Source organism: Streptomyces sp. NBC_00647 (assembly GCF_045207245.1).
Lineage (GTDB): Bacteria > Actinomycetota > Actinomycetes > Streptomycetales > Streptomycetaceae > Streptomyces.
Map to the genome: position 1 here is coordinate 5716528 of NZ_CP109040.1, position 13670 is coordinate 5730197.

General features: G+C 69.2%; 8 protein-coding genes and 1 pseudogene. 8 read left to right on the top strand and 1 reads right to left on the bottom strand.

Features of this window, described 5'->3' with window-relative positions:
* Positions 1–12: 12 nt before the first annotated feature.
* A pseudogene (locus OG788_RS25155) lies at positions 13–396 on the top strand (Rv3654c family TadE-like protein); the annotation flags it as partial.
* Between the two features lie 157 nt (positions 397–553).
* Here the strand turns inward: OG788_RS25155 and OG788_RS25160 are convergent.
* Positions 554–3142 carry a DEAD/DEAH box helicase gene (locus OG788_RS25160; RefSeq protein ID WP_406373602.1) on the bottom strand — a complete coding sequence of 863 codons (2589 nt, stop codon included), beginning with the start codon at positions 3140–3142 and terminating at the stop codon, positions 554–556.
* Between the two features lie 80 nt (positions 3143–3222).
* Here OG788_RS25160 and bldG point away from each other — a divergent pair, with 80 nt between their 5' ends.
* The 7 genes from bldG to topA all read left to right on the top strand — a co-directional run bounded on the left by bldG (position 3223) and on the right by topA (position 13627).
* Positions 3223–3576 (top strand): anti-sigma factor antagonist BldG, encoded by a 354-nt coding sequence (gene bldG, locus OG788_RS25165; RefSeq protein WP_028799135.1) that lies wholly within the window; start codon positions 3223–3225, stop codon positions 3574–3576.
* A 100-nt stretch (positions 3577–3676) separates the two neighbouring features.
* A complete protein-coding gene (locus OG788_RS25170) occupies positions 3677–4114 on the top strand; it encodes an ATP-binding protein (protein ID WP_356752093.1) in 438 nt (145 codons plus the stop codon).
* A gap of 326 nt (positions 4115–4440) precedes the next feature.
* A complete protein-coding gene (locus tag OG788_RS25175) occupies positions 4441–6849 on the top strand; it encodes a sodium-translocating pyrophosphatase (RefSeq protein WP_406373603.1) in 2409 nt (802 codons plus the stop codon).
* A 231-nt stretch (positions 6850–7080) separates the two neighbouring features.
* Positions 7081–7677, top strand: coding sequence for a small secreted protein (locus OG788_RS25180; RefSeq protein WP_406373605.1), 597 nt, complete (start codon positions 7081–7083; stop codon positions 7675–7677).
* Positions 7678–7884: 207 nt separating this feature from the next.
* Entirely contained in the window at positions 7885–9414 is a 1530-nt protein-coding gene (locus OG788_RS25185) for a methyltransferase (protein WP_406373606.1), read from the top strand.
* A gap of 953 nt (positions 9415–10367) precedes the next feature.
* Positions 10368–10565: a hypothetical protein gene (locus tag OG788_RS25190; RefSeq protein ID WP_356752085.1), complete on the top strand. Its 198-nt coding sequence runs from the start codon at positions 10368–10370 to the stop codon at positions 10563–10565.
* A 248-nt stretch (positions 10566–10813) separates the two neighbouring features.
* Complete coding sequence (topA, locus tag OG788_RS25195; RefSeq protein ID WP_406373608.1) at positions 10814–13627, top strand: type I DNA topoisomerase; 2814 nt, start codon at positions 10814–10816, stop codon at positions 13625–13627.
* Positions 13628–13670 lie beyond the last annotated feature (43 nt).

Sequence of the window (13670 nt, forward strand, 5' to 3'; positions counted from 1 at the left end):
AGCGGGCGATGGGTGTCGTCATCCGTTCTGAGCCGCTGGTGTGCGCGGTGGCGTGCGGCCTCGGACAGAGGATCGGCGACCGTCTGGACGGTGGGTGCGATCGCTGTGCTGTGCGCCGTCTTCGGAGCGGTTCTGGCGATGGGGCAGGCCGTCGTGGTGCGGCACCGGGCAGCGGGGGCGGCCGACTTGGCGGCCCTCGCCGCGGCGGACCACTGGAGCGACGGCGGCGCGGTGGCCTGCGCCCGCGCCGACCGCGTGGCCCGGGCGCAGAGCGCGCGGCTCGTCCGGTGCGCGGTCGAGGGCGAGATCTCGGACGTGACGGCGGCATCCGGAAAGGGGCCGTTCACGGCGGAGGTCAGATCGAGGGCGGGACCGGCGGGCGGACCTGCGGGGCCTGCGGCATCTTCAGGCGGATCTTCAGGATCCGTGGGGCCCGCGGCATCCGCGGGCCGGAGCCCGGCGGTTAGAGATCCTGCGAACCGTCTTCCTCGGGCTCGGCCCTCACTTCCTCGGTGCTCGGCTCCTCGGTGCTCGGCCCTCGCGCACGCGGCTTTCACTCTTCCGGCCCTGAGCCCTCGGCCGTCTGGTCCTGAGCTCTCACCCCCGGCGCACCCAACCCCGACTCCGCGCCCTCACTGTCCCGGCTCTCACCCCTCCGGCTCTCACTCCTCCGGCCCTCTTCCGGCTCTGACTCCTCCGGCGCCGCTCGCAGCAATTCGGTGAGCAGGCGTACGGCGCCTCGTTTGTGCAGGGGGTCGTTCCCGTTGCCGCACTTGGGGGACTGGATGCAGGAAGGGCAGCCGGCCTCGCACTCGCAGGAGGCGATGGCCTGACGGGTGGCCGTGAGCCAGGAGCGGGCCGTGTGGAAGGCGCGCTCGGCGAATCCGGCGCCGCCCGGGTGGCCGTCGTAGACGAAGACGGTCGGCAGGAGTGTGTCCGGGTGGAGGGGGACGGAGACGCCGCCGATGTCCCAGCGGTCGCAGGTGGCGAAGAGCGGCAGCATGCCGATCGAGGCGTGCTCGGCGGCGTGCAGGGCGCCGCCGAGGATCTCCGGGTTGATCCGGGCCGCGTCCAATTGGTCCTCGGTGACCGTCCACCAGACGGCACGGGTGCGGAGCGTACGAGGAGGGAGGTCGAGTTTCGTCTCGCCGAGAACCTCACCGGTGATGACGCGTCGACGCAGGAAGGAGACGACTTGGTTGGTGACCTCGACGGAGCCGTAGCACAACCGGCCCTCGCCCCAGGGGACTTCGACGTCGGTCTCGAGCACGGAGATGGACGTGGTGTCGCGGGCGACGGTCGAATACGGCGGGCTGGCCTCCTCGACCAGTGCGACGGAGTCCTCCAGGTCCAGCTTGCGCACCAGGTACGTACGGCCCTGGTGAAGATGGACCGCGCCCTCGTGGACGGCCGTGTGCGCGGCGGCCTCGTCGACCGTGCCGAGCAGGCGCCCGGTCCCGGACTCGACGATCTGCACGGGGCTGCCGCCGCCCCCGCGGATGTCGGTCAGGTCGGCGGCCCGCTCCCGGCGCGTCCAGTGCCAGGCCGTCGCCCGGCGACGGAGCAGCTTCGCGGCCTCCAGCTGCGGCAGCAGACCGGCGGTGGCGGGGCCGAACAGCTCCAGGTCGTCCTCCGTGAGCGGGATCTCGGAGGCGGCGGCGCACAGGTGAGGGGCCAGGACGTACGGGTTGTCGGGGTCGAGGACCGTGGATTCCACCGGTTGGTCGAACAGTGCCTCGGGGTGGTGGACGAGGAACGTGTCCAGCGGGTCGTCGCGGGCGACCAGGATCGCCAGGGCGCCCTGCCCGGAGCGGCCCGCGCGGCCCGCCTGCTGCCAGAGGGAGGCGCGGGTGCCCGGGTAGCCGGCGATCACGACGGCGTCGAGGCCGGAGACGTCGACGCCGAGTTCGAGGGCGGTGGTGGCCGCGAGGCCGAGGAGTTCGCCGGAGTGCAGCGCGCGTTCCAGGGCGCGGCGTTCCTCGGGGAGGTAGCCACCGCGGTAGGCGGCGACGCGGCGGACGAGTGAGCGGTCGATCTCGGCGAGGCGTTCCTGGGCGATCACCGAGATCAGTTCGGCGCCACGGCGGGATCGTACGAAGGCGATCGAGCGCATGCCCTGGATGGTGAGGTCGGTCAGCAGGTCGGCCGTTTCGGCGGTTGCGGTACGCCGGACGGGTGCACCTTTCTCGCCGTGCAGTTCGGTGAGCGGGGGCTCCCACAGGGCGAACACCAGTTCCCCTCGGGGGGAGGCGTCGTCGGCGACCTCGACCACCGGGAGGCCGGTCAGGCGGCGCGCGGCGACCGAGGGCTCGGCGGCGGTCGCGGAGGCCAGCAGGAAGACGGGAGAGGCGCCGTAGCGGGCGCACAGGCGGCGCAGGCGGCGCAGCACCTGGGCGACGTGGGAGCCGAAGACGCCGCGGTAGGTGTGGCATTCGTCGATGACGACGTAGCGCAGGGCGCGCAGGAAGGAGGACCAGCGGGGGTGGGAGGGCAATATCCCGCGGTGCAGCATGTCGGGGTTGGTCAGGACGTAGTTGGCGTACTGCCGTACCCATTCGCGTTCCTCGAAGGGCGTGTCGCCGTCGTACACGGCTGGGCGTACGGCATTGCCCAGAGGTTGTGAAAGTTCCTTCACGGAGCGGCGCTGGTCGGCCGCCAGGGCCTTGGTGGGGGCCAGATAGAGGGCGGTGGCACCCCGGCCGTTCGGGGCCTCGGAGCCGTCCAGGAGGGCCGTCAGGACCGGGGCGAGGTAGGCCAGGGACTTGCCCGAGGCGGTGCCGGTGGCGACGATCACCGACTCGCCGTCGAGGGCGTGCTCGGCGGCCTGTGCCTGGTGGGCCCAGGGGTGTTCGATGCCCGCGGCCTGCACCGCGGCGATGACCTCGGAACGGATCCGGTCGGGCCAGACGGCATGGCGACCCGCTCGCGGGGGCAAGTGCTCCGTATGAGTGATGCGCGAAGCCCGGCTCGGCCCCGAGGCGAGCCGGTCCAGGACGGTGCTCGGCGAGGGGCGGGAAACTGTGTCCGTCGAGGATCGATCGGATCGGTGATTCTTGGCCATCGGCATCGAGTGTGTCACTGGCGTGACGGACAATGGGCTCAAGGCGTCGTGCACGCCTGCCGGTAAGTGATTGAATGCCATCGCGGCTGGCGAACCGTCCCGGGGGCTCTGCCGAGGTGTCCCATGGGGCGACCGCTCGATAGCAAGGTGCTGGAGGATCCGTGGACCTGTCCCTGTCGACTCGCAATGTGTCCGGCCCTAATGGCGACCGTACGGTCGTCGAGGTCGGCGGCGAAATCGATGTATATACCGCGCCCAAGCTGCGGGAGCAGCTGGTCGAGCTGGTGAACGACGGCAGCTTCCACCTCGTCGTCGACATGGAGGGCGTGGACTTCCTCGACTCCACCGGTCTGGGCGTGCTGGTGGGCGGCCTGAAGCGCGTACGGGCCCATGAGGGCTCGCTGCGTCTGGTCTGCAACCAGGAGCGCATTCTGAAGATCTTCCGTATTACTGGTCTCACCAAGGTGTTCCCGATTCACACCTCGGTGGAGGAGGCGGTCAACGCGACCGACTGACCACCGGTCTCCCGGGTCGTGGGCCCGGCTTCGCAGCAGTGGGGGACCGGGCCCACGGCCCGGCCCCCTGACAGCACGCCCGTAGTTCAGAGGGGGATGCATGGCCACCGTTGAACTCCGCTTCAGCGCGCTGCCCGAGCACGTCAGGACCGCCCGACTGGTGGCGGCAGCGGTGGCGCGCAGGGCCGGAGTGGACGAGGCCGTACTCGACGAGGTCAGGCTCGCCGTCGGCGAGGCCTGTACTCGTGCCGTCGGACTGCACCAGAGCAACGGCATCTTGGCGCCGGTGCAGGTGACGCTGATCGAGGAGGAGAAGCAGTTCTCCATCGAGGTCGGTGACGAGGCGCCGGGTTCGGTGCCCGGAGGAGCGGCGCCCGGCGCCGCTTCCGGTGGTTCGGACGCGGAAACCGAGGAGGACGAGATGGGCCTCGCGGTCATCAGCGGCCTCGTCGACGATGTGGAAGTCACCGCCGGTGAACATGGCGGACTGATCAGGATGAGCTGGCCCACTACGCCGCCGGCCGTGGCTCTTTCCTGACAGCCGCCCCTGTTTCTTGCCCCGAAGGGCCCTACTCGGTGGGGCCCTTCGGCATGTCCGGGCCGGCATGTCAGGGCTCTTGCGCGCGTCCCCGAGTTGATCGTGCACGGCGTTTCGTGAATTCATTCACGATCACTCGCGTGATAATTGGATCAAGCGTCAACGCTTCTGGGGCATTACTGCTTTCGGGTTCCGTGGGTGCCTGTCGATCATTTGCTGAAGAGCATGTGAAGACTAATTCCGCTTACCGCGCACTGTTTTGATCAGGTTCCGGTACCTACAATCCGTCCACATCTTGAGCTCAGCCCAAGCGTCAAGGAGGACGAATGGCGGGGCTTTCTACCCCTCATCAGTTTGACCACCCCACAACCCTCGCGGCCGCGGTTCTGACGGACGACAACCGTCTCATCGTGATGGTCATCGCGGTTGTCGCCGTGGCGGCGCTCGTGGTCGCCGGGATCCTGGTCCGCCAGGTTCTCGCGGCAGGCGAGGGCACCGACAGCATGAAGGAGATCGCGACGGCGATCCAGGAAGGTGCGAATGCCTACCTGGGACGTCAGATGCGTACGCTCGGCGTATTCGCCGCCGTGGTGTTCTTCCTGCTCATGCTGCTGCCCGCGGACGACTGGAATCAGCGCGCCGGACGGTCGATCTTCTTCTTGATCGGCGCGGTGTTCTCGGCGACCACCGGTTATATCGGTATGTGGCTCGCCGTACGGAGCAATGTCCGCGTGGCCGCCGCGGCACGGGAAGCGACTCCGGCGGAGGGTGAGCCCGAAAAGGATCTCACCGCTGTCTCGCACAAAGCCATGAAGATCGCTTTCCGCACCGGCGGCGTCGTCGGCATGTTCACGGTGGGGCTCGGTCTGCTGGGCGCCTCCTGTGTGGTGCTCGTGTACGCGGCCGACGCGCCGAAGGTCCTGGAGGGCTTCGGCCTCGGCGCGGCCCTGATCGCCATGTTCATGCGTGTCGGCGGCGGCATCTTCACCAAGGCCGCCGACGTCGGCGCCGACCTGGTCGGCAAGGTCGAGCAGGGCATCCCGGAGGACGACCCGCGCAATGCCGCGACCATCGCCGACAACGTGGGCGACAACGTCGGCGACTGCGCCGGTATGGCCGCGGACCTCTTCGAGTCGTACGCCGTCACGCTCGTCGCCGCGCTGATCCTCGGCAAGGTGGCGTTCGGCGACTCCGGGCTCGCGTTCCCGCTGATCGTGCCCGCGATCGGCGTACTCACCGCGATGATCGGCATCTTCGCGGTGGCGCCCCGGCGCTCCGACCGCAGCGGCATGTCCGCGATCAACCGTGGTTTCTTCATCTCCGCGGCGATCTCGCTCGTGCTGGTCGCCCTGGCCGTCTACATCTACCTCCCGGGGACCTACGCCGAACTGGAAGGTGTCACGGACGCGGCCATCAGGGCCAAGGACGGCGATCCGCGGATCCTCGCGGTCGTCGCCGTCGCGATCGGCATCCTGCTGGCCGCTCTCATCCAGCAGTTGACCGGCTACTTCACCGAGACAACCCGCCGTCCCGTGCGGGACATCGGCAAGAGTTCGCTGACCGGCGCGGCCACCGTCGTCCTCGCCGGCATCTCCATCGGTCTCGAATCGGCCGTCTACACCGCTCTGTTGATCGGCCTCGGCGTGTACGGGGCGTTCCTGCTGGGCGGTACGTCGATCATGCTGGCGCTGTTCGCGGTGGCGCTCGCCGGAACCGGCCTGCTCACCACGGTCGGTGTCATCGTCGCGATGGACACGTTCGGTCCCGTCTCCGACAACGCGCAGGGCATCGCAGAGATGTCCGGCGACGTCGAGGGCGCGGGCGCGCAGGTGCTCACCGACCTGGACGCCGTCGGGAACACCACCAAGGCCATCACCAAGGGCATCGCCATCGCCACCGCGGTCCTCGCGGCCTCGGCCCTCTTCGGCTCGTACCGTGACGCGATCACGACGGCCGCGAGCGACGTGGGCGAGAAGGTCTCCGGCCCCGGCGCGCCGATGAACCTGATGATGGACATCTCGCAGCCCAACAACCTGGTGGGTCTCATCGCGGGCGCCGCGGTCGTCTTCCTCTTCTCGGGGCTGGCGATCAACGCGGTGTCGCGGTCCGCCGGAGCGGTGGTCTACGAGGTGCGGCGGCAGTTCCGCGAGCACCCCGGGATCATGGACTACTCCGAGAAGCCCGAGTACGGGCGGGTCGTCGACATCTGCACCAAGGACGCGCTGCGCGAACTGGCCACACCAGGCCTGCTCGCGGTGCTCACGCCGATCGCCATCGGGTTCACGCTCGGTGTCGGCGCGCTCGGCTCGTTCCTCGCGGGCGCCATCGGCACCGGCACGCTGATGGCCGTCTTCCTCGCCAACTCCGGTGGCGCGTGGGACAACGCCAAGAAACTGGTCGAGGACGGCCACTACGGCGGCAAGGGCAGCGAGGCCCACGCCGCGACGGTGATCGGCGACACGGTCGGTGACCCCTTCAAGGACACGGCGGGCCCCGCGATCAACCCGCTGCTGAAGGTCATGAACCTGGTGTCGCTGCTGATCGCTCCGGCGATCGTCAAGTTCTCGTACGGCGACGACAAGAGCGTCGGTGTACGGGTGTTCATCGCCGTCTTCGCGATCCTCGTGATCGTGGGTGCGGTGTACATCTCCAAGCGGCGCGGGATCGTCATGGGAGATGAGGAGGACAACGACGAAGGGGTCGCCAAGTCGGCCGATCCGGCGGTGGTTTCCTAGCTCACAGGTTCCGCGCCTGATGCGGTACGGATTTTCCGTGCCAGGTCAGGGAAGGGGCCAACGGGCGGGTGCACGGCGCGTGTTGACGCGCTGCGCGCCCGCCCTGTGTGTGTTCACACCCTCGTCGTGAGCCTTCTCTCGCTTGGTGCAAATGGCTTTAATAAGTGTCTTAGCGGACATTCGACATATGAGTGTCGCCCACATGGCGTGTATGTTCCGGGGCCGAGGGCCATGGAAGGGACCAAACCGGTGAACAAGAAGCTCGCGGCCGTACTGTCCGGCGGTGCGGTACTGGTACTCGCGCTGTCGGGATGCAGCAGCAGCGACGACAACGGCAACGACAAGCTGGACTCCTGGGCCAAGCAGGTCTGTGACGCGGTGAAGCCGCAGGCGCAGAAGATCGAGGCCGCGAACGCCGCGATCCAGAAGCAGACCTCGGACAACAGCACGCCGGAAGACGTCCAGAACACAGACGCACAGGCCTTCCAGGACATGTCCGACGCCTACAAGGCGATCGGCAGCGCCGTCGACAACGCGGGAGCGCCGAACGTCGACGGCGGGAAGACGAAGCAGACCAACGCGGTCAAGGAACTCAACGACATCTCCGCGTCGTACGGCGACCTGAAGGCGCAGGTCGACAAGCTCGACACCAAGGACCAGGCCAAGTTCGCCGACGGCCTCAAGGACATCGCGACCCAGCTCGACAAGCTGAGCCAGAGCGGGAACGACGCCCTGAAGAAGCTGGAGGAGGGCGACGTGGGACAGGCGATGGCCCAGCAGACGAGCTGCAAGTCGGCTTCCGGGTCCCCGGCTACCGCCAAGGGCTGAGTCTCCGGAGGAGCCCGCGACGGTGGCCGAGGGGACTCCCCGTCGGCTGCCGAGAAGGGAGCTCCGAGGAGGAGCCCCCTCGGCGATGATCGTCTGGTCGGCCGAATGAGAGCCCGGCGCGGGTGCGTGCCGGGCTCTCGGCATGCACTGTCCACACCGTGAGGCTCTGTCCACAGGTGTGGGTGCCGGTGGGCGATAGCGGACACAATGGGAGGCGTGAGTCACACCAGCCTGTCACCGTTGCCCTCGTCCGATCGCGCCGATGTCGCCGCTCGGCTGCGGAGCGCCCTGCTCGACGCCTCCTTCACCGCCGACGGCCTGCTCGACCTGCTCGGCGCCCCCGCCTACACGGCGCTGGCACGCAGCGAGACCGTGCCCGCCCTCCGGGCGACCCGTGGGGACACACCGTTGGAGACGCTCGTACGGCTGTTCCTGCTGCAGCAGCCCGTGCCGCACGCGCGCGTGGTGGACGTGCTGCCCGTCGAGGAGGCCCTGGAGAGCGGCTGGCTGACCCGGACGGGCGGGGACGAGGTCGCGGCGACCGTCGACATCCGGCCCTACGGCGGGCCCGACGGCGAGGACTGGTTCATCGTGTCCGACCTCGGATGCGCCGTCGGCGGTGCCGGCGGCATCGGCAGCCGGGAGGAAGGTGTCGTCCTGGGCGTGGGAGGCGCCTCCACGACCCTCGCCGGCATCACCGTGCGCACGCCCGTCCACTCCGCGCTCGACCTCGGCACCGGCTCCGGAATCCAGGCCCTGCACGTCGCGCAGCACGCCACGCGTGTGACCGCGACCGACCTGAATCCCCGCGCGCTGCACATCACCGCGCTCACCCTCGCCCTCTCCGGGGCCCCGGCCGCCGACCTGCGCGAGGGCTCCCTCTTCGAGCCCGTTCACGCCGACGAGACGTACGACCTGATCGTCTCGAACCCGCCCTTCGTGATCTCGCCGGGCGCCCGGCTGACGTACCGCGACGGCGGAATGGGCGGGGACGATCTGTGCCGCACGCTCGTTCAGGAGTCGGGGGACCGGCTGAACGAAGGGGGGTACGCCCAGTTCCTGGCCAACTGGCAGCACGTGGAAGGCGAGGACTGGCAGGACCGGCTGCGCTCCTGGGTGCCGCGCGGCTGCGACGCCTGGATCGTGCAGCGCGAGGTGCAGGACGTCACGCAGTACGCGGAGTTGTGGCTGCGCGACGCGGGTGACCACCGTGCCGACCCGGCCGACTACCAGGCGCGCTACGACGCGTGGCTCGACGAGTTCGAGGCGCGCAAGGTGAAGTCCGTCGGCTTCGGATGGATCACGCTGCGCAGGACAGCGGCCGCCGAGCCCTCGATCACGGTCGAGGAGTGGCCGCACTCGGTCGAGCAGCCGCTCGGCGAGGCCGTGCGCGCGCACTTCGACCGGCTCGACTATCTGAGGCGCCACGACGACGCGGGTCTGCTCGCCGGCCACTTCAGGCTCGTGGCGGAGGTCGTGCAGGAGCAGGTCGGACTGCCCGGCGCCGAGGACCCGGAGCATGTGGTGCTGCGTCAGCACCGCGGAATGCGCCGGGCCACCAAGGTGGACACGGTCGGCGCGGGCTTCGCCGGGGTGTGCGACGGCACGCTGAGCGCGGGGCGCATCCTCGACGCCATCGCCCAACTGGTCGGCGAGGATCCGGTGTTGCTGCGCGACCGGACGCCCGCGCAGATCCGCCTGCTGGTGGAGCAGGGGTTCCTGGAGCCGGTGGAGTAGGGGGCTGGGGCTGGAGTTGGGATGCGATTCGGGGCGGGGAGCGGGAGCGGGGGCGGTGGTTGAGCCGGGGCCTGGGTTGAGCCTGGGCCTGGGCTGAGCCGGGGCCGGGGCCGGGTCTGCGCTGGGTTGGAGGCCAGGCCGACGCAGGGGTCGGCTCGGCGTCGGGAAAGGGCTCCGACAGGCACCGGAGCGGCGTCCTGCACGAGGATCGGGTCGGCGTTCTCCCCAGGGATGGGAAACAGGCCAACATCCGTTCGGTGACGGATGCTTCCGGCCATCTCTCCAGCGCGTGCCGTTCACCTCGGTGACTGCGGTGACTGCGGTGACTGCGGTGACTGCGGTGACTGCGGTGTCGCGCCTCCGCCGGAGTCCCGTGAACCCTGGCCCATCGTTCCGCCTCTGTCGCCGTCTCCCCCTCTGTCGCAGCCGCCTCCGCCTCCCTCATCGGCTGCGCTCTCCCGTTCAGTCATCACCACGGCCGGAATCCTCAGCACACCGCCGGGTCCGCCCCGCCGAGCCGCGGCTATGGGCATAGGCATGGACATGAACAGGGACAGGGGACGGAGATCCGCATCGGCATGGATATCGAGGCGGGCTCGGTCTTGGGAAAGGCTTGGGGAAATGGCCCGCAAGAAAAGGGCGAGAAGAAGGGGATCGGTTGCGGGAAAGCTACGCGGTGGTCGGTTCATGTCGCGTCGGGTGACCGGGGTGGAGGCGGAGGTGTTCGGCCGGCTGGGCGATGGAGGGGGACGGCAACGACGGATTCGCCACAGTCGGGTCGGCGTGGCGGGCCGCGCCGAGGAGAAGAGGGCGACCGGGCGTGCGGCGGCGCCTGGTGCGGTGTGGGCGCCCCATGGGTCGCCGGTCGCCAGGTGTTCACCGTGGGTTCGCCCGTCCGCTGCCGGGGCGTGTCAGCGTCCCGAGCCTGAGGCTCGGCACGGGAGGACAGAACCATGGAAAGCGGACCGGCGATCTTCGCGGGGGCGGTGTTCACCCTGTTCGGAGGGGGAATCCTGGCCTGGACCGTGGTCCGGGTGCGGCAGGGCGAGTCCGTCGCCCACGGTGTGAACCGCGTCGCATCGGCGACCCTCTCCAGCGTTGCCGGGAGCGGGGCGCTGGCGCTGGGAATGTGGTGCTTCACGCGCGTGTGAGACCGCGCGTGAGGACCGGGACTCGGGTAACTGGGAAGTTACCCTCCGGATAGGCCCGAAAGAGCTGGTCGGCACTCCGGGCGGCAGGAATGGCGGTAGTCGGGTTACCGTTCGAGTGGCCGTTGCGGGCTTTTCCCGTTTGACACGGGGGCGGGATGTACCGTCACACTCCGCAGCGTCAGCACGACCCGACCCCTCGGGAAACAAGCCCCGAGGAGATTCCGCGTCGACCGGAGAGAAGAGCGAAGTTGTCCCCGACCAGCGACACCGCACACGGCGGCCGCCGACTCGTCATCGTCGAGTCGCCTGCCAAGGCGAAGACGATCAAGGGCTATCTCGGCCCCGGCTATGTCGTCGAAGCGAGTGTCGGGCACATCCGTGACCTCCCCAACGGTGCCGCGGAGGTCCCGGAGAAGTACACCGGTGAGGTCCGCCGCCTCGGTGTGGACGTCGAAAACGACTTCCAGCCGATCTATGTGGTCAACGCCGACAAGAAGGCCCAGGTCAAGAAGCTCAAGGACCTGCTGAAGGACTCCGACGAACTCTTCCTCGCCACCGATGAGGACCGCGAGGGCGAAGCCATCGCGTGGCACCTCCTGGAGGTCCTGAAGCCCAAGGTTCCCGTCCACCGGATGGTCTTCCACGAGATCACCAAGGACGCGATCCGCAGTGCCGTCGCCAACCCGCGCGAGCTCAACAAGCGCATGGTCGACGCCCAGGAGACCCGCCGCATCCTCGACCGCCTCTACGGCTACGAGGTCTCGCCGGTCCTGTGGAAGAAGGTCATGCCGCGGCTGTCGGCGGGCCGCGTCCAGTCCGTGGCGACCCGGCTCGTCGTCGAGCGGGAGCGCGAGCGCATCGCCTTCCGTTCCGCCGAGTACTGGGACCTGACCGGCACCTTCGGCACCGGCCGCGCCGGCGACGCGAGCGACCCGGCCAACCTGATCGCCCGCCTCACCTCGGTCGACGGCAAGCGCGTCGCCCAGGGCCGCGACTTCGACTCGCTGGGCCAGATCAAGAGCGCGAACACGCTCCACCTGGACGAGACGAACGCCCGCGCGCTCGCCACCGCCCTCCAGGACACGAACTTCGCGGTCCGCTCGGTCGAGTCCAAGCCCTACCGCCGCTCGCCGTACGCGCCGTTCCGTACGACGACGCTCCAGCAGGAGGCCTCGCGCAAGCTCGGCTTCGGTGCGAAGGCGACCATGCAGGTGGCGCAGAAGCTGTACGAGAACGGCTTCATCACCTACATGCGTACGGACTCCACGACGCTGTCGGAGACGGCGGTCACCGCCGCCCGTGCCCAGGTCACGCAGCTGTACGGCGCCGACTACCTGCCGGACAAGCCGCGCACGTACGCCGGGAAGGTCAAGAACGCGCAGGAGGCGCACGAGGCGATCCGTCCTTCGGGTGATCGTTTCCGCACCCCGGCCGAGACCGGACTGACCGGCGACCAGTTCAGGCTGTACGAGCTGATCTGGAAGCGCACCGTCGCCTCCCAGATGAAGGACGCGGTCGGCAACTCCGTCACCGTGAAGATCGCCGGCCGGGCGGCCGACGGCCGTGACGCCGAGTTCAGCGCGTCCGGCAAGACGATCACCTTCCACGGCTTCCTGAAGGCGTACGTCGAGGGCGCGGACGACCCGAACGCCGAGCTCGACGACCGCGAGCGCCGCCTCCCGCAGGTCGGTGAGGGCGACTCGCTGTCCGTCGAGGAGATCACCGTCGACGGGCACGCCACCAAGCCCCCGGCGCGCTACACCGAGGCGTCCCTCGTCAAGGAGCTCGAAGAGCGCGAGATCGGCCGCCCGTCGACGTACGCGTCGATCATCGGCACGATCCTCGACCGCGGTTACGTCTTCAAGAAGGGGACGGCCCTGGTGCCCTCCTTCTTGTCGTTCGCCGTGGTCAACCTCCTGGAGAAGCACTTCGGGCGGCTCGTCGACTACGACTTCACCGCCAAGATGGAGGACGACCTCGACCGCATCGCCCGCGGTGAGGCGCAGGCCGTGCCGTGGCTGAGGCGCTTCTACTTCGGTGAGGGCGAGGCGACCGGCGCCGCCGAGGCCGGCAACGGCGACGGCGACCACCTGGGCGGCCTCAAGGAACTCGTCACCGACCTGGGCGCCATCGACGCCCGCGAGGTGTCCTCGTTCCCGGTCGGCAACGACATCGTGCTGCGCGTCGGCCGCTACGGCCCGTACGTCGAGCGCGGCGAGAAGGACTCCGAGAACCACCAGCGCGCCGACGTGCCCGAGGACCTGGCCCCGGACGAGCTGACGGTCGACCTCGCCGAGGAACTGCTCGCCAAGCCGAGCGGTGACTTCGAGCTCGGTGCCGACCCGAAGTCGGGTCACCAGATCATCGCCAGGGACGGCCGCTACGGCCCGTACGTCACGGAGGTACTCCCCGAGGGCACCCCGAAGACGGGCAAGAACGCCGTCAAGCCGCGTACCGCCTCGCTGTTCAAGTCGATGGCGCTCGACACGGTGACCCTGGACGACGCCCTCAAGCTGATGTCCCTGCCGCGGGTCGTCGGCAAGGACGCCGAAGGTGTCGAGATCACCGCGCAGAACGGCCGTTACGGGCCGTACCTGAAGAAGGGCACGGACTCGCGGTCGCTCACCGCCGAGGACCAGCTCTTCACCATCACGCTCGAAGAGGCGCTGGAGATCTACTCCCAGCCCAAGCAGCGGGGCCGCGCGGCCGCCAAGCCGCCGCTGAAGGAGCTGGGCGAGGACCCGGTCAGCGGAAAGCCGGTCGTGGTCAAGGACGGCCGTTTCGGGCCGTACGTGACCGACGGCGAGACCAACGCGACCCTGCGCTCCGACGACAGCGTCGAGGACATCACGCCGGAGCGCGGCTACGAGCTGCTCGCCGAGAAGCGTGCCAAGGGTCCGGCCAAGAAGACCGCGAAGAAGACGACCGCCAAGAAGGCGCCCGCCAAGAAGGCAACGGCCAAGAAGACCGCAGCCAAGAAGACGACGGCGTCGAAGACGGCCGCCAAGAAGGCGCCGGCCAAGAAGACCGCCGCGAAGAAGACGGCTGCCTCCGAAGGCTGACTTCTTCCACGTCAGAGAAGTGGACGCCTCTACACCATTTGGT

What these genes read in the sequence shown, in the direction of transcription:
- OG788_RS25160 (WP_406373602.1), bottom strand. Translation starts at nt 3,142, where the DNA reads ATGGCATTCAATCACTTACCGGCAGGCGTGCACGACGCCTTGAGCCCA.
- OG788_RS25175 (WP_406373603.1), top strand. Translation starts at nt 4,441, where the DNA reads ATGGCGGGGCTTTCTACCCCTCATCAGTTTGACCACCCCACAACCCTC.
- OG788_RS25170 (WP_356752093.1), top strand. Translation starts at nt 3,677, where the DNA reads ATGGCCACCGTTGAACTCCGCTTCAGCGCGCTGCCCGAGCACGTCAGG.
- OG788_RS25185 (WP_406373606.1), top strand. Translation starts at nt 7,885, where the DNA reads ATGGGAGGCGTGAGTCACACCAGCCTGTCACCGTTGCCCTCGTCCGAT.
- OG788_RS25190 (WP_356752085.1), top strand. Translation starts at nt 10,368, where the DNA reads ATGGAAAGCGGACCGGCGATCTTCGCGGGGGCGGTGTTCACCCTGTTC.
- OG788_RS25180 (WP_406373605.1), top strand. Translation starts at nt 7,081, where the DNA reads ATGGAAGGGACCAAACCGGTGAACAAGAAGCTCGCGGCCGTACTGTCC.